The sequence below is a fragment of the Rufibacter sp. LB8 genome (genome assembly GCF_014876185.1).
Taxonomy (GTDB): Bacteria; Bacteroidota; Bacteroidia; order Cytophagales; family Hymenobacteraceae; genus Nibribacter.
The window spans coordinates 4,556,742-4,582,848 of the sequence record NZ_JADALJ010000001.1 but is presented as its reverse complement, the minus strand read 5'-3'; the positions used below and the strand labels follow the sequence as shown (position 1 = coordinate 4,582,848).

The 26,107-nt window shown below is 52.8% G+C and carries 20 protein-coding genes; 14 read left to right on the top strand and 6 right to left on the bottom strand.

Translation table 11 applies throughout. From position 1 onward, the window contains the following. The first annotated feature begins 168 nt into the window (after positions 1-168). Positions 169-2,301 carry a methylmalonyl-CoA mutase gene (gene scpA / locus IMY23_RS19165; RefSeq protein ID WP_192823624.1) on the top strand — a complete coding sequence of 711 codons (2,133 nt, stop codon included), beginning with the start codon at positions 169-171 and terminating at the stop codon, positions 2,299-2,301. Positions 2,302-2,343: 42 nt separating this feature from the next. On the opposite strand, the gene IMY23_RS19160 is transcribed toward scpA, so the two are convergent. Then, a complete protein-coding gene (locus IMY23_RS19160; RefSeq protein ID WP_192823623.1) occupies positions 2,344-2,766 on the bottom strand; it encodes an STAS/SEC14 domain-containing protein in 423 nt (140 codons plus the stop codon). A gap of 280 nt (positions 2,767-3,046) precedes the next feature. On the opposite strand from IMY23_RS19160, the gene IMY23_RS19155 reads away from it, so the two are divergent. The 4 genes from IMY23_RS19155 to IMY23_RS19140 all read left to right on the top strand — a co-directional run bounded on the left by IMY23_RS19155 (position 3,047) and on the right by IMY23_RS19140 (position 11,726). Next, complete coding sequence (locus tag IMY23_RS19155) at positions 3,047-4,219, top strand: YncE family protein (RefSeq protein WP_192823622.1); 1,173 nt, start codon at positions 3,047-3,049, stop codon at positions 4,217-4,219. 456 nt (positions 4,220-4,675) lie between these two features. Beyond that, a complete protein-coding gene (meaB, locus tag IMY23_RS19150; RefSeq protein ID WP_192823621.1) occupies positions 4,676-5,656 on the top strand; it encodes a methylmalonyl Co-A mutase-associated GTPase MeaB in 981 nt (326 codons plus the stop codon). 415 nt (positions 5,657-6,071) lie between these two features. After that, positions 6,072-7,763: a T9SS type A sorting domain-containing protein gene (locus IMY23_RS19145; RefSeq protein ID WP_192823620.1), complete on the top strand. Its 1,692-nt coding sequence runs from the start codon at positions 6,072-6,074 to the stop codon at positions 7,761-7,763. Between the two features lie 183 nt (positions 7,764-7,946). After that, positions 7,947-11,726, top strand: coding sequence for a DUF3857 domain-containing protein (locus IMY23_RS19140; protein ID WP_192823619.1), 3,780 nt, complete (start codon positions 7,947-7,949; stop codon positions 11,724-11,726). 332 nt (positions 11,727-12,058) lie between these two features. Here the strand turns inward: IMY23_RS19140 and xerD are convergent, their stop codons facing one another. Next, positions 12,059-12,958, bottom strand: coding sequence for a site-specific tyrosine recombinase XerD (gene xerD, locus IMY23_RS19135; RefSeq protein WP_192823618.1), 900 nt, complete (start codon positions 12,956-12,958; stop codon positions 12,059-12,061). A 393-nt stretch (positions 12,959-13,351) separates the two neighbouring features. Here xerD and IMY23_RS19130 point away from each other — a divergent pair, with 393 nt between their 5' ends. The 6 genes from IMY23_RS19130 to IMY23_RS19105 all read left to right on the top strand — a co-directional run bounded on the left by IMY23_RS19130 (position 13,352) and on the right by IMY23_RS19105 (position 18,480). After that, positions 13,352-13,810, top strand: coding sequence for a type II 3-dehydroquinate dehydratase (locus IMY23_RS19130; protein ID WP_192823617.1), 459 nt, complete (start codon positions 13,352-13,354; stop codon positions 13,808-13,810). A gap of 134 nt (positions 13,811-13,944) precedes the next feature. Continuing rightward, complete coding sequence (locus IMY23_RS19125; protein WP_192823616.1) at positions 13,945-15,006, top strand: aminotransferase class V-fold PLP-dependent enzyme; 1,062 nt, start codon at positions 13,945-13,947, stop codon at positions 15,004-15,006. Between the two features lie 29 nt (positions 15,007-15,035). Beyond that, a complete protein-coding gene (locus IMY23_RS19120; RefSeq protein WP_192823615.1) occupies positions 15,036-15,608 on the top strand; it encodes a MarC family protein in 573 nt (190 codons plus the stop codon). A 98-nt stretch (positions 15,609-15,706) separates the two neighbouring features. Further along, positions 15,707-16,924 (top strand): glycosyltransferase family 87 protein, encoded by a 1,218-nt coding sequence (locus IMY23_RS19115; protein WP_225986557.1) that lies wholly within the window; start codon positions 15,707-15,709, stop codon positions 16,922-16,924. A 255-nt stretch (positions 16,925-17,179) separates the two neighbouring features. Next, entirely contained in the window at positions 17,180-17,632 is a 453-nt protein-coding gene (rnhA, locus tag IMY23_RS19110; RefSeq protein ID WP_192823838.1) for a ribonuclease HI, read from the top strand. Between the two features lie 131 nt (positions 17,633-17,763). After that, complete coding sequence (locus IMY23_RS19105) at positions 17,764-18,480, top strand: methyltransferase (RefSeq protein ID WP_192823614.1); 717 nt, start codon at positions 17,764-17,766, stop codon at positions 18,478-18,480. Here IMY23_RS19105 and IMY23_RS19100 read toward each other — a convergent pair. The 3 genes from IMY23_RS19100 to IMY23_RS19090 form a co-directional block, all read right to left on the bottom strand. Further along, on the bottom strand, positions 18,469-19,908 hold the full coding sequence (locus IMY23_RS19100; protein ID WP_192823613.1) for a DUF5723 family protein: 1,440 nt from the start codon (positions 19,906-19,908) through the stop codon (positions 18,469-18,471). The two genes, IMY23_RS19105 and IMY23_RS19100, sit on opposite strands and share 12 nt — an antisense overlap. Before the next feature lie 4 nt (positions 19,909-19,912). Further along, the gene (locus IMY23_RS19095) at positions 19,913-21,007 is read right to left on the bottom strand and encodes a hypothetical protein (RefSeq protein ID WP_192823612.1); all 1,095 of its coding nucleotides are present in this window, start codon (positions 21,005-21,007) and stop codon (positions 19,913-19,915) included. 396 nt (positions 21,008-21,403) lie between these two features. Continuing rightward, positions 21,404-22,753, bottom strand: a complete 1,350-nt coding sequence (locus tag IMY23_RS19090; protein ID WP_192823611.1) for a saccharopine dehydrogenase family protein — start codon at positions 22,751-22,753, stop codon at positions 21,404-21,406. A 124-nt stretch (positions 22,754-22,877) separates the two neighbouring features. Here IMY23_RS19090 and cdd point away from each other — a divergent pair, with 124 nt between their 5' ends. The 3 genes from cdd (at position 22,878) to IMY23_RS19075 (ending at position 25,231) form a co-directional block, all read left to right on the top strand. After that, the gene (gene cdd, locus IMY23_RS19085; protein WP_192823610.1) at positions 22,878-23,363 is read left to right on the top strand and encodes a cytidine deaminase; all 486 of its coding nucleotides are present in this window, start codon (positions 22,878-22,880) and stop codon (positions 23,361-23,363) included. A gap of 1 nt (position 23,364) precedes the next feature. Then, positions 23,365-24,012 (top strand): alpha/beta hydrolase, encoded by a 648-nt coding sequence (locus tag IMY23_RS19080; RefSeq protein WP_192823609.1) that lies wholly within the window; start codon positions 23,365-23,367, stop codon positions 24,010-24,012. A 115-nt stretch (positions 24,013-24,127) separates the two neighbouring features. Next, entirely contained in the window at positions 24,128-25,231 is a 1,104-nt protein-coding gene (locus IMY23_RS19075) for a hypothetical protein (protein ID WP_192823608.1), read from the top strand. A gap of 48 nt (positions 25,232-25,279) precedes the next feature. Here the strand turns inward: IMY23_RS19075 and IMY23_RS19070 are convergent, their stop codons facing one another. Further along, positions 25,280-25,675 (bottom strand): VOC family protein, encoded by a 396-nt coding sequence (locus IMY23_RS19070; RefSeq protein WP_192823607.1) that lies wholly within the window; start codon positions 25,673-25,675, stop codon positions 25,280-25,282. Positions 25,676-26,107: the final 432 nt, after the last annotated feature.

Below are 26,107 nucleotides of genomic sequence, written 5' to 3'. Positions count from 1 at the left end.
GTGTAATGTGCAGAGTGATAAAAAGGAATGACTCTATAAAATTTTTCGTACTTACCCACAAGGTCCTTTCAGGATGACAAAAATAGAAGGGAAAACCGGAGCTTAACACGATAGAAACACCCGCGGGCGTCTTGCTACCTGATTCCTGCTACTTGATACCAACACACCATGAAACCAGATTTCACCAAAATACCGTTCACGTTTTCGGGCTCTGTTTCTGAAACGAAGCCAAAACCAGCACCTAAAACCTGGAAGACCGCTGAGCGCTTGCCTTTGCAAAACTTCTACACCAAGGAAGACACGCAGGCCTTTGAGCACTTAGACTTCGCCGCCGGGCTGCCGCCATATCTGCGCGGGCCGTACAGCACCATGTACGTCAAGAATCCCTGGACCATCAGGCAGTACGCCGGTTTCAGCACCGCCGAGGAATCCAACGCTTTCTACCGCCGTAACCTGGCCGCTGGGCAGAAAGGTTTGTCGGTAGCGTTTGACTTGGCCACGCACCGGGGCTATGACTCAGACCACCCGCGGGTGGTAGGTGATGTGGGCAAGGCCGGCGTAGCCATCGACTCTATTCTGGATATGAAGATCCTGTTCGACCAGATTCCGCTGGACCAGATGAGCGTTTCCATGACCATGAACGGCGCGGTGTTGCCTATCCTGGCCTTCTATATTGTGGCCGCCGAGGAACAGGGCGTAAAGCCGGAGCAATTGAGCGGCACCATCCAAAACGATATTCTCAAGGAGTTTATGGTGCGCAACACCTACATTTATCCGCCGGAACCCAGCATGAAGATCATCGCTGATATTTTCGCGTACACCTCGCGGCACATGCCCAAGTTCAACTCTATCTCCATCTCGGGCTACCACATGCAGGAAGCCGGGGCGACGGCTGATTTGGAGCTTGCCTATACCTTGGCGGACGGCCTAGAATACGTTCGCACCGGTTTGGCCGCGGGCATGGACATTGACACCTTCGCGCCGCGGTTATCGTTTTTCTGGGCCATCGGCATGAACCACTTCATGGAAATTGCCAAGATGCGTGCCGCCCGTATGCTCTGGGCAAAAATCATCAAACAATTCAACCCGAAGAGCGATAAATCCCTGGCTTTGCGCACGCACTGCCAAACCAGTGGCTGGAGTTTGACCGAACAGGACCCGTTCAACAACGTGGCCCGCACCACCGTGGAAGCCATGGCCGCTGCCCTGGGCGGAACCCAGAGTCTGCATACCAACGCCCTGGACGAAGCCATTGCCTTACCTACCGATTTCTCGGCGCGCATTGCCCGTAACACCCAGATTTACCTGCAGCAGGAAACGCACATCACCAAGACCGTAGACCCGTGGGGCGGCTCGTATTACGTAGAGGCTCTCACCCATGAACTCGCCCATAAAGCCTGGGATTTGATTCAGGAAGTAGAGCGCCTGGGTGGCATGTCCAAAGCCATAGAAACCGGTTTGCCTAAAATGCGAATTGAAGAAGCCGCCGCCCGCAAGCAGGCGCGCATTGATGCCGGCAAAGACGTGATTGTAGGTGTCAACAAGTTTAAGCCGGAGTCTGAGCAGCCCCTGGAGATTCTGGACATTGACAACACCGCCGTGCGCGAAGCCCAATTGGCCCGTTTAGCCCACCTGCGTGAAAACCGCGATGATGCCGCCGTCTTTGCGGCCATGGACGCGCTCACTAACGCCGCAGAAACCGGGGAAGGCAACTTGCTGGAATTAGCAGTGCAGGCCGCCCGCGTGCGGTGCAGTTTAGGGGAGATTTCGTATGCCTTAGAAAAAGTATTCGGCCGCCACAGGGCCACCATCAGATCCATATCCGGCGTGTACAGTTCAGAGATTTCAGACGACGAGAACTTCGGCAAGGCCCAGGCTTTAGCTGATCAATTTGCTGCCCAGGAAGGCCGCAGACCAAGAATCATGGTCGCCAAAATGGGCCAGGACGGCCATGACCGCGGCTCCAAAGTCATCGCCACCTCCTTCGCGGATTTAGGCTTTGACGTGGACCTGGGACCGCTGTTCCAAACCCCAGAGGAAGTTGCCCTGCAAGCCGCCGAAAACGACGTGCACGTGGTAGGAGTCAGCAGCCTGGCCGCCGGTCACAAAACCTTGATTCCTTCGTTGATTGCCGAATTGAAAAAGCTGGGCCGCGAGGACATTATGGTGATTGCCGGTGGCGTGATTCCGGCGCAGGATTACCAGTTTCTGTTTGATGCAGGCGTGTCTGGGGTATTTGGGCCGGGCACTGTGATCAGCGTGGCCGCGCAGGAGATTCTAGAGAAGTTATTGAAGGGGTAGTCTGCTCTGGCGTGAGCCTCCAGACTCGCGCTAGAAGTAATCCTACGCCTGCATTTGCGCAGCCGCACTCACCTGCAACCATTTCCGGGCTTCTTCTATTTCCCCGAAAATCTGCATCTGAAAACCGGAAACCGACTGTTGCATTTCTTCGCTTGAAATCCCAGCCAAAGAATCTGGGTGGACCACGTGGGCAAAACAGCGGAGACCATTGGCAATGGCGCGGGGCGTCCAGTCAGTGGCAATCCATTCAACGGCGTGGTTCCACGGGCCAGATACCTGCCGGTTATCATTGAGCAGTTTGGGGCAATTGAACTGCCCCAATACCTGGGCACATTCATTGGCCCCAGCCACCACACTTTCAAAGGTTTGGTATCCTACCCAATTGTTGGTCACAGTGTGGGTCTGGGCATCATACTCAATGGAGAGGTATGTGCGGCCCAATGCGTTTTTAAGTTCTTTCTTCATAGGAACCTGTATCTACAGACAGCGTAAATGCTCATTAAGAGCCAAACCTACCTAACAGCGCTACCGGAATGAAACACCATTTCATCAGTTAAAACGGCTAAGATGGGCTAAGGTAAGATTTCTAGACAGCAACTCCTATTCTTTCGCCTTCAGGCTATCATCCTTACTTATAAGAGGTTATTCACAGCGTCAGAAACCCTTCCTTGCCTGAAAGTACCGTATTAATCAGATTTTGGCCCAATCTTTGAATTCTGACCGGCATCCATTTGTTCTGACAAAGATGAAGAAGACGACTCTACTTTTGTTCCTGCTTTCTTTCAGCCTCTGGGCGGTGCCCGCGTGGGCGCAGAAAGAAGCGTCTATCTGGTATTTTGGCGGCGGCGCGGGCGTTTCGTTTGCCAACCCACAGGAGCCGCAGGCGCTCAAAGACAGCAAGATGTTCTCAGAAGAAGGTAGCGCGGTGCTCTCAGATGCGCAGGGCAACCTGCTGTTCTACACCAACGGCATGCAAATCTGGAACCGGGACCGACAGCTGATGGCCAACGGCTCTGAGCTGAAAGGGCACGAGTCGTCCACGCAGTCGTCGCTGATTCTTCCCAAGCCGGGTTCTTCCCATCTCTATTACCTCTTCACCACAGATTTTCAGGGCCAGAGCCACGGCTTGCAGTACCATCTTATTGACCTGAGCAAAAACAACGGTCTGGGCGAAGTAACCTCTAAAAACAACCTCATCTTCGCGCCGGTCACGGAGAAACTGACCGCGGTGCGCCACCAGAACGGCCGCGATTTTTGGGTGATCACGCATCGCTGGAACAGCAGCACTTTTTACGCCTATCTTATTTCCCCGCAGGGCATCACGTTCAAACCCGTGGAAAGCACCATTGGCGCCATGCACACCGGCGACAACGGCGGCACCATTGGCTACATGAAAGCCTCAGCGGCGGGTAACAAACTGGCCGTGGCTTCCTGGGCGCCGTTGAACAAAATTGAAGTATTTGACTTTGACAATGCCACCGGCCAAGTGAGCAACCTGGTGGATCTGGGCAAGTTTGACGAAGCCTACGGCCTGGAATTTTCCCAAGACGGCAGCAAACTCTACGGTGGCAAAAACGGTTTGAACGGAGGCGAGGCCCGCATTTTTCAGTTCGATTTACGGGCTGGTTCTACTGATGCCATCATCCATTCCGGCAAACAGATAGGCAAAAGCACCAGCCGAAAAATAGGCGCACTGCAACTGGCCCCAGACGGTCGCATTTACGTGGCCCGCAACGCCAGCAACTGGCTGGGCGTGATCAGAAACCCCAACGCTTTGGGAATGGACTCAGACTACAAAGACGCCGGCCTGTCACTGGGCACCCAGAAAAGCGAGTTCGGGTTGCCCAATTTCCCCGGTTTCTACTTCCAGAACATTCCCGCGCCTACCGGCTTTGTGGTGCAACAACAGCAGAAGTAATTTCCGTTTTCGGGCTCATTTCTGAAAATGAAGCTGAAAACAGGGATTCATATAGCAGTTCCAGAATGCGTTTCACTATTATGGGAAGGGTTGAATGCCAGGAAATTCCCTACGCATTGCGTCCCCCTTCGAAGGGGGTAGGGGGATGATGTACTCTTGCAGATTTTGCATTCCAGATAATCAATTTCTTATTCCTGTTTCACTAGGCGGTGGTTCTTCAGCTCTCTTTGTCATCCCCCTACCCCCTTCAAAGGGGGACGATATGCGTAACAAATAACCCGCCTTCAATTCCAGTTTCAGCTTCATTTGCAAAACAGAGCTCAAAAACGGGAGTTATAGTTAGCTTTTGCCTTCGCTTTATTTCTGCTGTAACCCATTTCCAATTGCGCTTTCCCGCACCGCCAATCAAACAATAATTCGTACTTTTCGCGGACCATCAGAGAAACCCTGAACTAAGTGCTTAAAAGATTTTCGCCCGCTGCCTACGCTGAAGGAGTTTTATCCGGGAACCGGGTATTGCTGAGCCGTGCCATCACGTTGGTGGAAAGCACCTTGGCCTCTGACCAGGAACTGGCGCACCAGGTCATGGAGTTAATTCTGCCGCACGCGGGAAAGTCAGTCCGGGTGGGCATAACGGGCGTGCCGGGCGTGGGCAAGAGCACGTTTATTGAGGCCTTCGGGAGCCATATTCTCGCGGAGCACGGCAAAAAGCTGGCGGTGCTGGCCATTGACCCTACCAGCCAACGCACCGGAGGCAGCATTCTGGGCGACAAAACCCGCATGGAAACCCTGGCCGCCAACCCAAATGCGTACATCAGGCCATCGCCGGCCGGCAAAACCCTGGGTGGCGTGGCCCGCAGCACCCGTGAAAGCATGCTCCTCTGCGAAGCCGCCGGTTTCAACGTCATTTTTGTGGAGACTGTGGGCGTGGGCCAATCTGAGACGGCCGTACACGAAATGGTGGATTTTTTTCTGCTTTTAATGCTGGCCGGGGCCGGCGATGAACTGCAGGGCATCAAAAAAGGCATCATGGAAATGGCAGACGCCATCGCCATCACCAAAGCAGACGGCGCTAACCAGTTGGCGGCCACCAGCGCCCAGGCTGAATACCGTAGCGCTCTGCATTTATTTCCGGCCAGCGCTTCGGGTTGGACGCCGCAAGTGAGCGTCTGTTCAGCCTATGAAAAAGCGGGGCTGGCACCCATCTGGCAATGGGTGGAAGAGTACGCACAACTCACCCAGACGAACGGCTATTTCCAGCAGCGTCGGCAAGACCAGAACCTGCACTGGCTCAAACAGAGCATAAGGCAGAGCCTGGAAGAGCGCTTTTACCAAAACTCTGCCATTCAGCGTGAGTGGGAAACGGTGGCCCAACAGGTGTCAGGGGGAGAGAAATCACCTTTCGCGGCGGCGGCGCATTTGCTTCGGCTTACCTAGTTATTTCTTCAATTCTTAAGATGGTGTTAGTTGTCTGACATCAGCTCCAAATTACGTAAAAGGCGTTTTCCTGATTTAATTTCCTATTAAATCCAACGCATTCTCCCTTCACCTCAACCTACCGATAAAAGTATTTTTAAATATTTTTATTAACCGCGTAGGGGAATATTATCCTATTCCTGTCCAAGAAGATAGAATCTAAGATTTAGCTAATAAAAATCCAGCAGCACACCATATTTGAGTATTTATGAAAATCGGTGCGATTAACTTTAAATTTTTGGCATCTATTTTATAAAATCTTAGACTTTCTAAACAGAGCTCACTTTTGGAGTTAAAGAGCGCACGCTACTATAGAATTACCAGGATAAAGATATTATACAATTCCACAAAACCTTAACCTTTCTTTCCCACTAACATGACACGTTTAGTAGCCTTTCTTTTCACTTTTATGCTCTGCAGCAGAGCCGCAGATGCACAGCATGCAAATCCAACCTCAGCCTCTGAAGTTTTACAGAAATACAACCAGAAGAAACAGCGTACCTCTTTTACGTCGGCCAGCTCGTTCTTCTCTCCTGAAACCATAGCCAGACTCCTCAAGGAGAAAAAGAAATCTGGGGCAAAACGCAATGCGCGCACTGCGCCGGAATGGTGCTATGAAACGGGAACCATTCAGTCTTTAGAAGGTGGCGTGGAGCGTTTCTTTGAGGAGCGGCTCACCTATTCCACCCCAGACGCTTACCAAATGGTAGTGCGTGAACTGGATGCCAATGGCATTTTTCTGCAGACGGTGGGCAGCGGGTCGGCGAGCGTAGGTACAGATGACACCTTGCGGTATGAACTGAAAGAGAAGGTGCAAGATGGCAGCATGCAGCCCAAGCGCGTGTATAAAGCAGTCTACGACGCCCCCAGTGATTCATTCAAACCAGTGTTCACGAAGGAATACACCCGGCACTCCTCCGCCTCGTCCGCTGGCCTTGATGTGACTACTTACAAATACCATTACAACCACCTGCAGGGCCTGCAGTATGAAATTCTGTCGGAAGATGAAGGCACCCAAGGCGGTCAAGCGTATTATGACGGCGTAAAAATCCTCCACTATGAAAACGGCAGCTATGAGGCATTTAGGTCTGTCAACAAAGGCCAATGGATCAATGATGAAAAAGCGGTGGTGCAAAAGACTGGAAACAAAACCTATGTGCGGCAATTCGCCAACCTGGGCACGGGGTCCTGGGTGCTGTACAACACCATCACGTACACCTACAATACGGCCAACGTGCTTATAGAGGAACTGCACCAAGACCTCACCGGCGAGTCACTGAAAAAAGTGTACACGTACCAAAACGGCAACCTCATATCAGTGGACCAATTTATCACGCATCCAGAAAATGCCGCGCTGTGGTACGCCACTGTGAGCGAGCTCAGAACCTACAACGCCGCCAACCAGTTAGAGGAAAAAAGACACGTCAATATTATCAACGGTGATCCAGGCAACACCTTCAACGGCGACCGATTCACCTACACATACTATCCTGCGGGCCATGCGGCAGCCGGAAAACTGCACGTTGAAAGCAAATTCATGGCCGGCGGGCCAGACGGCTGGCAACCTGCCTCCCGCATTACTTATAGCTACACCCCAGACGGCAAATACACTTCCTATTCCGTGGAAAGCATGAACCGCGGCGCCACAGAACTCAGCCACGTGGTGTATTATGAAACCGATGACCGGAACCTGTTGGTGAAGGAAGAAACCATTGAGTATGGCTTTGGCACTCCCATTGCCTACCACAAAAAAGCCATGACTTATTTGGAGTGCTCCACCATTTTGAGCACCCATGATGAGGTAGCCGCGAGCGCCAAGATTCTGTCGACCTTTCCTAACCCGGCGCAGGAAAACATCTCCATGGCCTTCAACCTTTCAAAGGCTTCTGCCGTAACTGTCACGGTTCTCAGCCAGACCGGCCAGAAGGTGCGGTCACTGCAGGAGAAGCATTTGGCCGGTGGCGCGCAGGTACTTACCCTGCCGGTGCAGGACTTGGCCGCCGGTCTTTACCTGGTGCAGGTGCAAACCGCAGACGGGACCAAGACCACCCGTTTTATCAAGAATTAGCAGTGTTCCCCAATATGAATAGAAGCCGGCCCAAAAGGCCGGCTTTCTGTTTTCGGGCTCATTTCTGGAAATGAGCCCGAAAACAGAAAATTTTCCAGCATAAATACGGTAAAATAACGCCGGTACTTGGTTAGGTGTCAGATTCTGCGGTACTTATGGCATAGAATATTTTAACCTTTCTGTATGCGTCCGCATCTTTCCCTTTCCCGTCGGCTGGTAGCGTTCCTGTTGCTGTTGGTGTTTTTGCTGCCGTCTGTGCCAACCATGGCGGCGGCCCCAGCCCCGCTTGAGGCGGCCTGGCTAAAGTTTCATGAGAACAAGCGCGCTGAGGCCCGCGAGCTCTTTAAAAAAGCCACCGCAGACCCCGCGCTCAAAGCCGAAGCCCACTTAGGACTCTCGTTTTTGGCCACCTTAGACCGCACGGCTCCAGAGGCATTCTCTGAGTTTATGCAGTTTTTTAAGGCTTCTGAGAACCCATACCCGTATGTGTATGCCCTCTGGACCTCCCCGTCTGTGACTGGCGGCAACGGCAAGAAATCTGCGGAGCAACTGGCGTTCCTGAAACAACTCACCACAGACCCCAAAGCCGACGGCACCCTGAAAGCCATGGCGAACTCCATGCTGGGCAGCCATTTTGAGGCCAGCAACCAGTTGGCCACCGCCCACCAGCACTACAACGCCATTGGCGCCTTAGACAAATGGCAGATGGTGGGCGAGTTCGAGAACATGTCGGGCAGCGGGTTCAACAAAGACTTCGGGCCCTTGGGTAAGCCCGAGAGTACTGCCACGTTTGTGAACAAGCACGGCGCCACCGTTTCGTGGTTCACGCCGCCGGCCAGCCGAAATGACAAATGGATTGACTTCACCTACCACTTCTATTCCAGTGATGCGTCAATCTACGCCCAGACGTTTGTCACCAGCCCCAAAGACCAACAGGTGCAATTGCGTCTGGGGGTTTCCGGCTCCTTGAAAGCGTGGGTGAATGATCGCCTGGTGTTTGCCGATGACGTGGAACGTAACAATGACCTGGACACGTATTTGACTTCGGTGAACCTAAAAAAAGGCGTAAACCGAATTCTGGTGCAGGTAGGTGAAAGCTACGCCGGCCGGTCAAACTTCCTGGCGCGCCTCACCAATGAGCAGGGCCAACCTGTTGCAGGCCTCACCTCTACCGCTGCTACCCAGGCCTATGCCAAAGAAACCGGCCCAATTCCGGCCACGCTGCCTTTGCCGTATGAACAGTTCTTTTTGAGCCAGACCAAGAAAGACAGCAAGCAACTTCTTCCGCAGATCATGCTGGCGCAAACGTACCTTCGCAATGACAAAACCTCAGACGCCCGCCGGGTGATCAAAGAAACCAAGAAACTGATTCCCAACAGCAGCTACCTGGTCATGCGCCAGCTGGAGGCCTACCAACGGGAAGAAAACCGCACCTCGCTCACTACTTCTTTGGAATGGCTGAAAGAACATGACCCCGAACTGCCATTTGCCTTAGACCTTCGGTTTGACGAGGAACTGGAAAAAGAGAACTACACCCAAGCCCTGGAATTGCTGGATAAAATGGAGAGCCAACTAGGCGCAGACGAGTCCATCATGGAAAAGCGCATAAAGGTGCTTTCTAAGAAAGAGCAGTACAATGAAGTGATTAAACTGGCAGAGAAAGGCTACGCCAGCTACCCGGGCAACGCCACGTTCATGGAACTTAAATACATGATTGAGAAGAACGTGAACAAAAACCAGACGGGCGCGGCCAACGTGCTCAAAAAATACCTGAAAGACAACCGTTCCTACCCTATCTCGCAGCGCCTGGCCTCCATCTATTTTGACAAAGGCGACATGAACAACGGCCTGAAACTGTACAACCAGTATCTGCAGGAAGAACCCGTGGCCGTGGGCATTCAGCATACGTTGGCCAATATTTACGCCCAGGCCCAGAACCACAAACTAGCCGAGGAAGCCTACCGCAAAACGTTGCAGATTTCGCCCTACATTGGCAAATACTGGGCAGACCTAGCCAAGACCCTCAAAGCGCAGGACAAAACCGACGAGGCCTTAACCGCCTACCGCAAAGCCCTGCACCTGAGCCCGACGGATTATACCAGCTTGAAAGAACTTCGGCAGTTGGAGAACAAGAAAGACGTGTTTTCTTACTTCCCGCAGAATGACGTGTATGCCGTGATCAAAGCCGCGCCCAAAGCCGCCACCTACCCAGAACACCACAGCGTGATTTTGTTGGATGACGTGCAGAAAGTGGTGTACAAAGGCGGCGCCTCAGAGGAAAGACGCACCATGGTGGTGAAAATTTTCAATCCGCAGGGCGTGGAGTTCTGGAAAGAATACGGCGTGGGCTACCACAACATGCAGCGCTACCTTATGGAGAAAGGCGAAGTGGTGAAGCAGAACGGCAGCAAAGTGCCCGCTGAAAGCAATGACGGCCAACTGGTGTTCACCAACCTGGAACCCGGCGATGCCATTCACGTGACCTATAAATTAGAGAACCACCTGTTAGGAAAACTGGCCCCGCATTTCTGGGACCGCCATTTCTTCACGCACTTCTTCCCGTCCAAGACCACGCGTTACAGTCTATTGGTTGACCCCGAGACCAAGTTCCAGTACAAAGTGACTCAGAAAGCCCTGGAGCCTAAAATCTCCACCGCTGACGAGTTCAAGTTGTATGTGTGGGAGCAGCAGGACCAGCCCGCGCTCAAGAGCGAAGACAAAATGCCCGTGTTGGCTGACATTGGGCAAACGCTCTACATCTCCTCTTTCCCGGACTGGAAATTCATCTCCAACTGGTACGCAGACCTGGCCGCCGCCAAAGCCAGACCAGATTTTGAGGTAAAACAGGCCGTGGAGGATGTGTTCACAGGTAAACCCAACCTGAACCCCGTGCAGAAGGCGCAGGCCATCTATGAATACATCACCACCAACATCACGTACAGTTCCATTCCGTTCCGGCAGAGCGGCATTGTGCCGCAGCGCCCCGCAGACGTGCTGAGCACCAAGATAGGCGATTGCAAAGACGTGTCTACCCTGTTTGTGGCCATGTGCCGCGAGGCAGGCGTGTCGGCGCAGTTGGTGCTGGTGAACACCCGTGACAACGGCTATGATGACCTGGTGCTGCCTTCCATTGACTTTAACCACTGCATAGCCAAAGTAAACCTGCCAGACGGCAAAGAGCTGTTTGTGGAGTTGACGTCTAATTTCCTGCCTTTCGGGAGTTTGTACCAGGGCATGTTGCAAAGTGGTATTCTGGAGATTGACGATGAGCAGAGCCAGGCCAACCGTACGCTGGCCCACCTGAACCCCAAAACACGCCCCATGAACCAGATTGAGCGCAAAGTGCAGGTGAAACTGGTAGACAATGACCTGAGCGTGGTGGAAGAAAACGTGAAGACCGGGGCCATGGCCGCCGACGCCAAACAACGGTACCGTGATGCCGGCCAGCAGGAGCGCGAGCGCATTGTGCAGCAGGCCATCTCAGACCAACTGCCCAGCGTAAAAGTAACCTCGCTCACGTTCAAAGGCTTAGATGGCCCGCAAGACTCGGTGAGTTGCCGCATTGCCTACCAGGCCAATGACGTGGTGACGCAGGTAGGCGGCATGTCTCTGTTTGCCTTGCCCTGGACCAACCGCGCCACCGCCCGTGACTTCACCTTCAGTGATGAAACCCGCATTGCGGCCCTGGACCTCTCCCAGATGCTCTACGCCGACCGTGACCGCGAAACCATCACCATGACCTTGCCCACCAAGAAACTCCTGGCCGAGCTTCCCACGCCGGTGAAACTCTCCTGCACCGTGGCCGAGTACAGCCTCACGTTCAAGAAAGTAAACGACCAACTGGTTTTCACCCGTGAACTGAAGTTTACCAAAGACATCATTCAACCCCAGGAAATGGCCGCATTCCAGGCCTTCTACAAAAAAGTGATTGCCGCCGATGCCCGGCAACTTGCCTTGAAATAATAGTGGAGGTATTCATTCACAGAAAAGCCCGAAGCTGATGCAGCTTCGGGCTTTTCTGTTTTCGGGCTCATTTCTGGAAATGAAGCCGAAAACGGAAGTGTGAGCAAGAAATTCCTATAGGGACAGGTCGCGACCTGTCCGGGGCGGTGGCGGAAGTAGGTTATTCACTCCGCAGCACCAAGCAGATAATTAGCCAGGAATGCGTGGATCAGGAATGCGTTGGGAGTATTGCATACGCCCCTACAAAATCAGAAATGCATGGATCAGGAATGCGTAGGACAGGTCGCGACCTGTCCCTACAAATCAACACTATGTACTTTTTAAAAGCTTACCTAACTCCTGGGGTGGAAATCCTGGATAATCTGTTTGAGGTAATCTCTATCCAGGTGCGTGTAAATCTCAGTGGTGGTAATGGACTCATGGCCCAGCATTTCCTGCACGGCGCGTAAATCAGCGCCGCCTTCAATTAAGTGCGTGGCGAAAGAATGCCGGAACGTGTGCGGGCTGATGCTTTTCTGCAAACCTACTTTGGCAGCCAGGTCTTTGATAATGTTAAAGATCATGACGCGCGTGAGACCAGAACCGCGGCGGTTGAGGAACACAAAATCCTCCTGTCCTTTTTTGATGGTCTGGTGGCGGCGCACGCTGTCTAAGTAAATGCGCATGTATTTGAGGGCGTCGCGGCCAATGGGCACCAGGCGTTCTTTGTTGCCTTTGCCGGTCACCCGCAGAAAACCCAGGTCTTCGTAGACATTGCTCAGCTTAAGTTCAATCAGTTCAGAGACGCGCAGGCCGGAGCTGTAAAGGGTTTCCAGCATGGCTTTGTTGCGGGTGCCCTCAGGGGTGCTCACGTCAATGGCCTCAAACAAGTGCACAATCTCGTCATAGCTGAGCGTGTCTGGGAGTTTGCGTTGCAGCTTGGGGCCTTCAATGGTTTCAGTGGGGTCAGCGTCCAGCAGGTCTTCCATGATTAAGAAGCGGTAAAAGGCGCGTATGCCCGAGATGGTGCGGGCCTGGGAATGGGCGGTCATGCCCAGGGTGTTGATCCATTCCAGAAAGCCTTGCAGGTGCGTTACGGTCACGGCCAAGGGAAGCACGGTTTGGGCAGTCACCTCAAAGTAGTGCTCCAGTTTGCGCACGTCGCGCACATAGGCCTCAACAGAATTGGCAGACAAAGATTTCTCCAGCTGCAGGTATCCTTGGAATTGCTTTAAGCTACTTGACCAATTCATGGGGGAGGTGAACGGTAAAAAAAGGAAAGAATGTGAGAGTACCCATATGCAGCAAGGCCAGATGAATGGTGGGGTGCAGGCAGACGGCCAAGGCCACCTATGTACTTACAACGGTAAAATAAGTCAAAAAATATAATGTTCGCCGAAGGCTACAAAATATTAAATCAATTTTACAACAGATTACACCGGTTGTTATGAATTCCACAACCAGGCCACCGCATCACGTATCTTCCTAGGCAATTGCCTTTTAAGTCCTTTGTGCTCCTGTAATAAAGGCACTACCTGCTGCGCAGAAAATGCTGGCAAAATTTCACCGCCTAAGTGCAGGAATACAGGTTCTCTATTTCGTTTGTCGCGTTTCTATTTGTAAACTTACAGCCTGACCCCACCGCTATGAAAATATTATTACTCAACGGCCCCAACCTGAACCTGCTGGGCCGCCGCGAAAAGTCCATTTATGGGTCCCGTTCCTTTGAAGACTACCTGGAGAAAGACCTGCTGCCCGCCTTCCCAGACCTGGAACTGGAGTACTACCAATCTAATATGGAGGGCGAACTCATCAACAAACTGCACGAGGTGGGTTTTCATTACCAGGGCATTGTGTTCAACGCCGGTGCCTACACGCACACCTCTTTGGCCTTGGCAGACGCCATTGCCGCCATTGAGACGCCCGTTGTGGAAGTGCATATCTCCAACGTGTACGCCCGCGAGGCCACCCGCCACGCCACCTTTATTGGCGGCCGCTGCGTGGGCAGCATCTCTGGGTTTGGGCTGGAAAGTTATCGGCTTGCCTTGCAGTACTTTGAGCGCCTGAAGCCGTCTAAAGTGGGATTTAATTACAAGAAAGCGTAACCCAAATCCGTTTTCCACGTGTAGCACGAGTTCTGACCCGGCCCGCTGTTTTGGGGCTCATTTCTGGAAATGAGGCCAAAAACGCCGCCCAATAGATTTTCCCTGAAGAACAATACCCAACCCCCACCACACCCATGTTCAACTTTTACCCCGGCCCGTCCAAAGTTTACCCAGAGGTTAGAGACTTTATGGGCATGGCGTATGATGAAGGCATTCTGAGTATTCCTCACCGCAGCGAGCGCTTTGTGCAGATGATGCGGGAGTTGGTGGGGTTGCTGCGCACCAAGCTGAACATTCCACAGGATTACTACATTTTCTTCCCGTCGTCGGCTACGGAGTGCTGGGAGATGATTGCCCAGAGCCTCACGCCGCACAAAAGCCTGCACGTGTACAACGGTTCCTTCGGCGAGAAATGGTACCAGTATGCCAAAAAGCTGAGACCAGATGCTTACGGCCAGGCCTTTGACGTGCAGCATGAACTGGATGCGCCCAATCTGCCCCTGGAAGAAGACACCGATGTGATCTGCGTGACCCAAAACGAAACCTCCAACGGCACGCAGGTGAGCATGAACACCTTGCTCAAGCTGCAGAACCAGTTCAAAGACCCACTGCTGGCCGTTGACGCCACTTCCAGCATGGCGGGCCTCAACCTCAAATTCATACGCGCCGATATCTGGTTTGCCTCGGTACAGAAATGTTTCGGGTTACCAGCGGGCATGGCGGTGCTGGTGTGTTCGCCACGCACCATACAACGGGCCAAAGCGCTCAATGATAGAAAGCACTACAACAGCCTGGTGTTTCTGCATGAGAAAATGCTCAATTACCAGACCGGCCACACGCCCAACGTGCTCAATCTCTACCTCATGCGCCGCATGCTGGAGAAACTGCCGCTCATTAAAACCATAGACCAGCAACTGGTGAAACGCTCTAAGGACCTGTACAGCTTCTTTGAGGAATACACGCAGGTAAAACTGTTGGTGGAAAACCCCGAGGTGCGGTCTCAGACGGTGCTCACGCTACAGGGCAAAGACAAGCAGATTCTGGAGATCAAGAAACACGCGGCGGCGCAGAATCTGCTGCTGGGCAACGGTTACGGGGCGCTGGCCAAAAGCACGTTCAGAATCGCTAATTTCCCGGCTATCATAGATGAGGAGTACGTGGCGCTGCAGGACTTCTTCTCTAAAAATTATCATTAGTTTTGCAGCGGTAACCAACCCCGCCGCCCATGTTTGACTTCAGCCTTAAGGAGATTGTCTCTGTAAGCCTTATTCTGTTCGCCATCATTGACATTCTGGGGTCCATTCCCATTATTATTGAACTGCGCCGCCGCGAAGGCGTGATTCAGTCTGAGAAAGCCACACTGGTGGCAGGCATACTTATGTTTGTGTTCCTGTTTGTAGGCGACGGTATTTTAAAACTCTTCGGGATTGATTTTGCCTCTTTTGCGCTGGCAGGTGCCATTATTATTTTTCTGATGGGCATGGAGATGGTGTTAGGTATTCATTTGTTCCATTCCAACCCAGAGGTGAAAACCGGGTCCATTGTGCCGTTGGCGTTCCCGCTCATTGTAGGGGCGGGCACCATGACCACGCTGCTTTCCTTGCGCGCCGCGTATGCCTTGCCAAATGTGCTGGTGGGCATTCTTTTGAACTTGGTGTTTGTGTACATTGTGCTCAAAAGCTCCAATTGGCTGGAACGCAAGCTGGGCCAGAACGGCACCGAAGTGCTCCGGAAGGTCTTTGGCGTGATTCTGCTGGCCATTGCCATCAAGCTGTTCAAGACGCACGTTTCCATCTAAACGCGTTTTTTTCGCTGAGTTCTTCTGATGTTTGTGGTTGCAACCTGTTTCTTTACTTTGGGCCTTCCCTTTCCTTCTCACTGAAACGCCATGTGTCTATGTCCTCTATAACTACTAGCAAGTTAGGTGCAGTGCTTACGTTCCTGAGTCGGGGCCGGGTGGTGCTGGCGGTCTGGGTGTTGCTGGCCGTTATTGCCACCTCCAAGCAAATCCTGAAGGGGAATTACAACAACTACCTCATTTTCAAGAACTCCTTCTGGCACGCCTGGGAACAGAAAAACCTCTACGCGGCCTACCCCGCTGAGTATTTCGACCTGTTCTATTACGGCCCCATTTTTCCGGTGCTCATGGCGCCCTTTGCCGTGCTGCCCGATTTTCTGGGCGGCTTGTTGTGGCAACTGGCCAACAATCTGTTCTTATTTTATGCCATAAGCCGGTTGCCGCTCAAGCACAGCAGAACTATTGCCGTGCTCTGGCTGGTAGCGCATGAGGCCCTCACGGCCATGTTCAATTTCCAGATCAATGCCGGCATTGCGGCCCTGGTGATCATGAGTTTGTGCCTGATCAGGGAAAAGAAAGATTTTTGGGCCGCGTGCCTGATTATGCTGGGTACGTTCATTAAACTGTATGGCATTGTGGGCGTGGCTTTCTTCTTTTTCTCCCGGCAGAAACCTACCTTGGTTTTAAGTTGCATTTTCTGGGCGATGGTGTTCTTTGGCTTGCCCATGCTACTATTCACCCCAGATTTCGTGCTTCAATCTTACCAGGATTGGTACACGGCCCTTGCGGCCAAAAACCAGTTGAACAGCACCAGCATTATGCAAGACATAAGCGTGATGGGCATGGCCCGAAGGATTCTTCAGGACCCCACCCTTCCCAACTTGCCCTTTTTGGCGGCGGGCCTGGTACTGTTCTTTCTGCCGTACCTGCGCATTTCACAGTACAGACATGCGGCGTTCCAGATGATGTTGCTGGCGTCTGTGTTGCTGTTTGTGGTCTTGTTCAGTTCGGGGTCAGAGTCTCCTACCTACGTGATTGCCTTTACCGGCGTGGCGCTTTGGTTTATGCTGCAAGGCAGACCCATTAAGCCGCTGTACGTGGGGCTCATGGTGTTTGCCTTTCTCCTCACCAGCTTGTCGCCGTCTGACCTGTTTCCCAAAGTGGTGCGCGAAGAGTTTATCAAACCTTTTTCCTTAAAGGCCTTGCCGTGTCTGTTGGTGTGGCTGGCGGTGACGTATGATCTGCTGAAAACCAATTTCGCGCAGGCTTCTGCCGTTGCCCCAGACCAAGAACCGGCCACCGCGCTGCCTGAGTAATTATTGATAAAAATTCCGATGAAGGATTTTGGATTTCCGTTTTCGGGCTCATTTCCAGAAACGAAGCCGAAAACGGAAAATCATCACTCCGCTACTCTTAAAATTAAAATCCTGTTTTAGGGCTCGTTTCCGGAAATGAGCCCTAAAACAGGATTTTTGCTTGTATCTGGACTTCCTCAGAAATAATATTGGAAAGCAACAGGGAAACCTAGCCGGGCAATGGGTATTTTTGCGCCAGACTTAGAACCCCAGATTTTGATAGAGATTTACACAGATGGCGCCTCGCGCGGAAACCCCGGCCCCGGCGGCTACGGCGTTATTTTGCGCTACGGCCCGCATGTGAAGGAATTGAGCGAAGGCTTCCGGAAGACCACCAATAACCGCATGGAGCTTCTGGCCGTGATTGCGGGGCTGGAGGCCATCACCAAACCCGGCATTCCCGTCACCGTTTTCTCAGACTCCAAATACGTGGTAGATGCCGTGGAGAAACGCTGGGTGTTTGGCTGGGAAAAGAAAGGCTTCACGGGCAAGGCCAACCCAGATCTCTGGCAGCGGTTCCTGCAGATTTATAGAAAACACCAGGTGAAATTTGTCTGGGTACGCGGCCACGCCGGCCACGCCGAAAACGAACGCTGCGATGAACTGGCCGTAGCCGCCGCCCTGCAACCCAACCTGCTCCCAGACCGCGGCTTTGAAGCGAGTAAGTAACTAATGTGCTAATTTTTGAATGTGCTAAGGTGCTATTTTAGATTAGGCCGTTGCTGTCTTACTAACCTAACCACGTACATAATCTGGTATATCTGATCATCAGCACATTAACACATTAGCACATCACCCAAGTGGCCAACTCCTTTTTCCAGTTTAAGCATTTTCTGATCAGGCAAGACCAGTGTGCCATGAAAGTGTGTACTGATTCCTGTGTGTTTGGGGCATATGTGCCGGTGGCGAAGGCGCAGCGTATTCTGGATATTGGTGCCGGCACCGGCCTGTTGAGTTTGATGGTGGCGCAACGGGCGCCGCACGCTAAGATAAAAGCTGTGGAGATTGACGCCGCCGCCGCCCGACAGGCGCAGGAGAATGTGGCCCAGAGCCCGTGGCCAGGTAGAATAGAAGTGCTGGGAACAAGTCTGCAGGAATTTGCCGCCACCCAGCCCGCTCCGTTTGACACCATCATCTGCAACCCGCCGTTTTTTCAGGCATCGTTGAAATCACCCAATGCGGCCAGAAACACCGCCAAGCATACCGGTCAGTTATCTTTCGGGGAAATTCTGGCGTTTGCAGATCGTTTTCTTTCCGCTGAGGGCCAACTGCACATTTTATTGCCGCCGCATGAGGCCAACGTATTCAGGCAGGAAGCTGCCTTGCACGGCTTTTACCCGCATGATATTCTTTGGCTGGAGGCCTCGCCCGGCGGAAAGTTGTTGCGCGCCATTCATGCCTATGCCAGAGCAAAGACAGAACCCACTGAACACACCTTGGCGGTGAAGGAACAAGACCATAAAACGTACACACAACCGTTCCAAGAACTTCTCAAGCCCTATTACTTACACCTTTGACACCACCGGGGCTTCTGCCTTTTCGGTTTTCTCCTTTTTAGGTTTTTTCTCCTTCTTAACAGCTTTCTCAGAGCTATTGCCAACCACAAAGTTCAACCCAAATCTCAGGTCAGTGCCGCGCGTGTCTGCCAGTTTAAGTGCCCCAAATACGTTATCTGAGGCCACATAAAGCTGCGCGCCGCCTAGCGTAAGGGCCGTGCCCAGACCCAGGCCAATGATTTGTTGCGGTTGCTTCACGGCGTTCACGGAGAGCGCCAGCACTTTGCCAAACGTTCTGGTGTAACCCAAAGCATAGGAACTGCGCATTTCGCGGCCGTCCAGCACAGAAAAGTAGGTGGCGTTGAACGCATCATTTTTTGTGAGTTGGTACTTGCCAGACAACAAGAGTTTAGAGGCCAGCGCCACGCGTTTGTCGCCCACCACCCTGTTCTTGGCGTCAAAATATTTTTCCAAAGAGTCGGCAAGGCTAGCGTCATTCTCCTCCAGGTCCACGCCAGAAAAAGTGAAGGTCTTGTCTTCCACGTAATCCTGAGACACGTTTTTCCAGGTGATGGCGCCAAGGTCTGTGACGGCCACAGATAGGTCCAGTTTCTCCAATAGCTTATAAGTGGCTCCCAAGTCTACCGCAAAACCGGTGTGCTGCGTGGGGCTGAAATTGCTTTCCCAGCTTTCCTGGTCAGACAAGGGCACGCCCGGTTTGCCCACGGGCAAGGCGTAATCCCAGGAAATGTCATTGGTTCTGAACGTCATCTCATAGGTGTTGGGGTCTGTGGTCACGCTCAGCCGTAGGTTTTGGTCAGACTGCATGTAGGCCACGCCCATCAAGTATTTCACGTTGGCACCCACTTTGAGTTTTCCGCCCATCAACACTTTCTGCACGCCCACGCCGGCGTCCAGGTACGTCATGGAAGAAAGCTGCGCCTTGTCCAAGACCAGTTCACGGCCAATGGATTGGGCGGTGCCGTCCAGAAGCAATTGGAACAGGCCTTTGGAATAAAACAGCTGGTTAGCCGATGACAGATTGGAGAAAACGGTGAATCCCCAGCCAGATTGAGGCAGATTGAACCCTACCTGCAGCAAGGTCATTTTGTCAATCTCCAGCCCCAGAAAACCGTTGTCTTCTACCCGCTCATACAGCGCATCATTGAGCAAATGGTACCTGCCCGGCCCGGTTTTCTCAAACACGTCATTAAACGAGAACGCGTTGCTCACGCTGTAACTCTGCTTAGAAATGAATGGCAAGGCCAAATGGAAATTGCTTTCTACCTGCTGCGCCGGGTTGAATTGGTTTACCTGAATGGTTCTGTTGCCCAAATGGTACAAAGACACGCCAGATTGCGCCTGCGCCTGCGAGGAAGTGAATACGGACCCGGCCACCAAAGCCAGCCCAGCCGCCAGGGCTCTATAATTATTGTGAAAAGATGCCATGTTCTTAAGCGCCCGGCGTGATTTTAAGTGGAACCAATAAACCAATGGAGACTTTTATGCGGCTGTCCTTCGTCACGAAATTAGGGACCGGCGCGCCCGTGCCAGGGTTGGCGTTCACGTCTATGTCAAACAGAATCTCCTTGGTGTCTGCCGATAGGAACTGCGATATGTTGGAGTTGCTAGAGTTCAGTTCAAAATACGTGGTGGTGGGTGAAATTGTGTTCCCCGAAATAGCGCCCGCTTTAATGATTTTGTTGCCCGTATAGGCCAGGGACACGCTGGTGTTGTTTTTGGTAAGAGCTTTCACCTCACTAAGGTCCAGTTCAAACGGTACGCCCACGGTATTCTCCACGGCAATCTTGAGCACTGAGCCCGACGTACCGATGCCCACGGTCCCCGACAATTGGTCTTCCACGGACACGGTTTCTGCGCCCAGGTCAAACTCCTTCTTCCCGAAATAGCCTTTAATGCTGCTGAACTCCAGGGCCGCCAGTTTCACCGTGGGGTCAATGTTAATGGTCCTGGCCACGTCGCCGGGGGCTATGGTCACCTTGCCGCTGGTGATAACCCTTATTTTCTTATTAATGGGCCGCACGCTGTACCCTTGCAAGTCTAAACTGACCACATGGGGCGTGGTGGAAAAATTCTGATTCTTCGCCAACTGAATACTGCGTTTGAACGGCTGCCCGGCGGCATCTCTGATGTAGGGCAGTTCCAGGTCCAGTTGGGTTTGGCTGGGCAGGTTGTACCGGAGTTCCAGGGAAAGCGTTCCGCTGGACACCACCGCCTCGTCCAACACCACGTCCGGGGCATCATTCAGGGTGAGTTCCACATCGGTTTGGTAAGCGGGTATGTCCACCACCACGGCCACCGGCGAAGGCGGCCCAGTGCGCGCCGCCACCGTGACCGTCGGAATGGTGGTTTGAAACGACTTCACCAGAATATACTCGGTGATGTTGTCAAACGTGATATACCCCAGGGGCGCGGCCGTGGGAATTTCATCTATCTGCAGCTTGTCTGCCTCAAAATCTGGCAACCCGCACGAATAGAGACTGCCCGCCAGCATGGCCGTGAACAGCAAATTAGAAAGACGTTTCATAGGAACGGTGGTGGGCGGCAACTCTCAAAGCCGGGGGAGCTTTCTTTGCCTTTTCTATAGAGACGGTAAAGGTAGGCAATTCCAATCAAATTTTAAATCACCTCTGATTTTCAAGGTTTTGGCTAACGTATAATTAGGGCGATATGTTGTAGTTGCTGTCTGAAGGAAGAATTGGAATTGATTTCTGTTTTCGGGCTCATTTCTGGAAATGAACCCGAAAACAGAATTTTTGCCAGCGTATTTAGGAGAAATTTGGGAGCCTTGAAAATTTGAAAAAATGCTTGCCCCAATAATTTACCTGCCATTCGTGAGGTTTTATCTGGGCTCGAATAAAATATTGGCGGGTTTTATCAAATGAGGAAAACCCGTTTTAAGGCTCATTTCCAGAAATGAGCCCTAAAACGCCATGTCGGTTTCGCGTTCTACAAAGTCAATGCCCAGATCTTTGAGTTCGGCCAGCACGGGGGTGTAGAGGTCTGCCTGCAGGGGCACCACCACGCCGCGTTGGGTAAGTTTGCCTTGGAGCAACAGTTTGGTGGCAATGCCAATGGGCAGGCCCACGGTTTTGGCCATGGCGGTGTGTACCTCGTCATCGCCGAGCACCACCAATGAGGCCGACAGTTGCTTTTCCTGGCCTTTTAAGGTATAACTGAACTGGTGCAGCATCACAATCATGTCTTTGTCGCCGGGGCTCAGTTTCCATTTCTGCACCAACAGGTGTTCCAGGGCCTGGGCGGGCGTGGCCTGTTTTAAACCAATGGGTATTTCGTCAAACAAGCCGGTCCATTTCACCAGGTTCAAGGCGTCTGCATCGGCAGGCAGGCCCACGTAGTCTGCCACGCGGTCTTGCAGGCTTTGGTCATTGCCTGTGGCGGCGGCCGGCAGAAAACTCTCCACCAGTTCACGGTAGGTCATTTGGGAGGCGTCTTCCAGTTGGTAAGAATCATCGGTGAGGCCCAGTTGCACCAGCACTTGCCAAGCCTGACAGTAGCCCGGCCGCCGAAGCGTGCCGCGCAGCATGGTAGGAATGTTCTGGAGGCCGTACGGTTCACGGTAACTCATGGAGTCACGGTTGGCGTAGCCGTCAAAATATCCGAAGCCGTCTACCAGGAAAGATTCAGTGCGTTGGTAGAGTTTGGGGTACGGAATGTATTTGTAGGTGCCGTTCTCAATGAATTTGGCGGTGCCTTGCCCGGCCAGTACCACGTTTCTTGGGTTCCAGCTGAATTTGTAGTGCCAGGGGTTGTTGTCAGATTCCGGGGCCACCAAACCGCCCGTGAACGATTTGAAACACGTGATCTCGCCGCCCTCTTGCTGTATGCGGTGAATAATCTGCATAGCCGACATGTGGTCAATGCCCGGGTCCAGGCCGCATTCCATCAGAAAGGTGATGCCTTTGGCCTGGGCGGCTTCATGCATGGCTTTGATCTCCGGGGGCACGTAGGAAGCGGTCACCAAATGCTTGCCCAGGGCCAGGCAGGTTTGGGCCACCACCGGGTGAAACAGCGCGGGCAGCATGGAAATCACCACATCGGCCTGGCTTACTTCGCGTTCACGCTGGGTTTGGTCATGCACGTTGAAGACAAAGGGCCGCGAGTAGGAGCTCAGGTGCACCGCGTTAGACAGATGATTAACATGCACATCGCCAATGGCCACTTCCCAATTCTCTTTGGGGGCATGGTCTAACAGGTATTCAATGAGGACAGACGCAGACCGGCCGGCGCCCAGCAGTAATATCTTTTTCATAGAGGTATGACAGAAGCAGCGCCCAAAATGGGCAAAATATGGCTCAGAGACAACCTATTCTTGCAATTTCAGGCTAACTTATTAACTTTGACTCCCGTACGCTGCCGTGCGGAACCCGCATGATATGACCGAGAAAGTACAACTGAACATCTCCTATGAGGTGGTTTCTTCCATAGCCGCCCTCACTGACCAAGAACAACAGGTGATGCACCTGGCTCAGCAAGCCACCCAAAACGCCTACGCCCCTTATTCTAACTACCTGGTGGGCGCGGCCTTAATGCTCTCAGACGGAAGCCTGCACCAGGGCACCAACCAGGAGAATGCGGCTTACCCATCAGGGCTCTGTGCCGAAAGGACTTTGCTGTTTGGCGTGGGTTCCAATTTTCCAGACCAGACCATGGACCTGCTGGCCGTGACCGTCCGGCGAAGACATGAAACGCATTTCCTGCCCGCCTGCCCCTGCGGTGCTTGCCGCCAGGTACTGGCCGAGTACCAGAACCGCCAGGGAAAGCCCATGAAACTCTTGATGCAGGCTGAAGGCGGAAAAATCATTCGATTACAGCAAGTGGAGGATCTGTTGCCGTTCATGTTCACCAAAGACCAGCTGTAGCTTGGCCGCCACGCACCGCACCCTGCAAGTTCCGCGCACGGCGCACCTCCACCAGTGGGGCGATTTATCCTCAGACACGCGCCATCTCTGGATTGTCTGCCACGGCTATGGCCAGCTGGCCAAATACTTCATCCGGCATTTTGAGGGACTGCATGATCCTGAAACCGTAGTCATTGCCCCGGAGGCTTTGTCCAGGTTCTACCTGAAAGACTTCAACGGACGCGTGGGCGCCACCTGGATGACCAAGGAAGAACGCCTGCTGGAGATTGAGGACTACATCCGGTACCTGAACCTGGTTCGGGAACAAGCCATGGCCTTGGCGCCCAATGCCCAACTGCACGTGCTGGGTTTCTCCCAGGGCGCGGCCACTGTCTGCCGTTGGCTGGCCCAGGCCCAGTGGCCCGTGGCGCAGTTAATTTTGTGGGCTGGCGTGTTCCCAGAGGACATGGAAATGGCGCAGGCCAAATCTGCCTTAGGCAACGCCAAGATCACTTACGTCTACGGCCTGCAAGACCAGTTTGTCTCTGATGAAAAAGTACAGGCCCAACTAACCCGCGTGCGCGAAGCCGGCCTGGAGCCGTCCATCCTCACCTTTACCGGCAAGCATGAACTGAACGCAGACATCCTGCTCCAACTGAAAACGCTGTAAACTTCCGTTTTCAGGCTCATTTTCAGAAATGAGCCTGAAAACAGGAAGTCGGCTCTCGCTTTGTACCGGCTTCTTTTACCCTAGGAGTTAGCTGCCAAACCTTTATATTGGCGACATGAAAAATTGGTTCAAAGGACTAGCCGCCCTGGGTTTGTGGCTCACCGTGGCAGGCCATCTGGCGTTAGGGCAAACCTACCGAAACGGGCAAAACAATTCCCCTGAAAAATCTGACCTCTATGACACGCAAAAGCGAATGGTGGTGTACACGGCGCGCTTTCCGGAGTCTAAAGCCTTACTCACTTCGTTTCTGAAGCAATATGCCGTCAGGATCAACAAGAAGGAGGAAACCACTGAGTACCTGGAAGTAGACTTCACCGTGGCCCCTGAACATCTGGGCAAGCTGGACTCGCTCAGTACGCTGCTGGGCTGGCTTGAATCTAACAGCATGACCACCGTGGACAAATCTGCCCGGCTGGCCAGAACCACCTATGACCTGGAAGACGAGCAGATACGCATGGACAGCCTGCAGGCGGCAGTGCGCAAGGCCAACCAATCACCAGAGGCCCTGGCCACGCTGGAGAAAGGCATTGCGCGCACAGAGGCCACGCTCCGCACCCTGCGCCGTGAGCTCAGGTCCATTGGCAACCGCGATAGCCTGGCCCTGGTCTCCATTAAACTGCATGACGAAATCAGCGTGCCCACCACCTCTGGCAAGATTTCCTTCGTGAACATGCCGGGCGTGGAATACGGCTTTCTGTTTATTGAGAATCCCAAACCGGGCATCAGCGCCAAGACTTATCAGAGCTACGCCATTAAATACATGTTCACGCGCGGCAAAAGTTATTTCACGGTGGGCGTGCTCAAGGAAGTAAATACCGGCGTCACCAACCCAGAGCCGGAGAAAAACGACTCCACGCGGTACGGTGAAATGTTCGCCTTTGGGTTTGGGCAGGATTTTTACCCCAAGCACTTCGGCCGGGGCAAGCGCAAGTTTTTCAACCTGTACACCGGCTACCAACTGGGCCTGGCCATTCTCACCCAAAAAGACGAGGAAGACAGCCGCGCCATGCCCACCGCCAACTTGAGCATGGGCCTGGAACTGATCAAAACCAAACACATATTGCTGGACAACAAGGTGAGTTACTTCTTGCCCCTGCATGACCTCAACCGAAACCTGCGCGGCATCATGTACAACGCCTCGTTCAACTTTGTCTTTTAGCCAGGCCGTTTTCGGGCTAATTTCCATAAATGAGCCCGAAAACGGAAACTAGGTTCCCTCCCAAATGCCGGGCATCACAATCTCCACCAAATGCTGGTCTGGGTCTCTGAAATAAAAGGATTTGCGTTGGTGCGGCCAGGTCTGTTCGTGCTCAATGGGTACGTTTGCCTGCCTGAGCTTTGCTTTCCAGCGGGCGTATTCCTCGGTTTTACACTCCAGCGCAAAGTGTAACTGGCCCTGGCCAAAATGCGGTGGCAACTCTTTGTTCTCCCTGGTTTTCTGGGCGTTGAAACACAACAGCACACTGGTGCCCGCTTTAAAAAACACAAACCGGTCTGGGGCCTCGCCTATCACGGGCAAGCCCAGCGTGCCATTGTAAAACGAAGTGGTTTTGGCTAGGTCCTGCACGTACAGGCAGGTTTCTTTGATCTGCGTGAATTCCATGGCGGCCGGTTTTCTTTTTCACAACGAGGCAGGGCGTCAGAAGGATTTCCCAGATTTGGCTTCGTTTTCAAAATTGAGCCCGAAAACAGAAAATCCCGCCAGCGCTTGACAGTACGAGCGGGATTTTCAGGTATTTCGTCCTCATTTGAAAAGAGTTGGGAATGGTTTCTTTTGGAGAGCAAGCGCGCAGTGAAAAGTATTTTAAAGGTCATCCTGAGCATTCTTGAGGTGAGAGCCGAAGAGAGCGAGCGAAGCGACCGAAGAATCTACCGAAGAGGACTTGATTAAGTTATCTTCTGATGTCATCATCCCCCTACCCCCTTCAAAGGGAGACGAAATGCGCGCGAATTATTGGGAGAAATAAGACAATAGGATTTGGTCTGTCAGGGGAAAGACCAAGAAGTGTGGATAGACTAAGGATGCGGTAGAAAT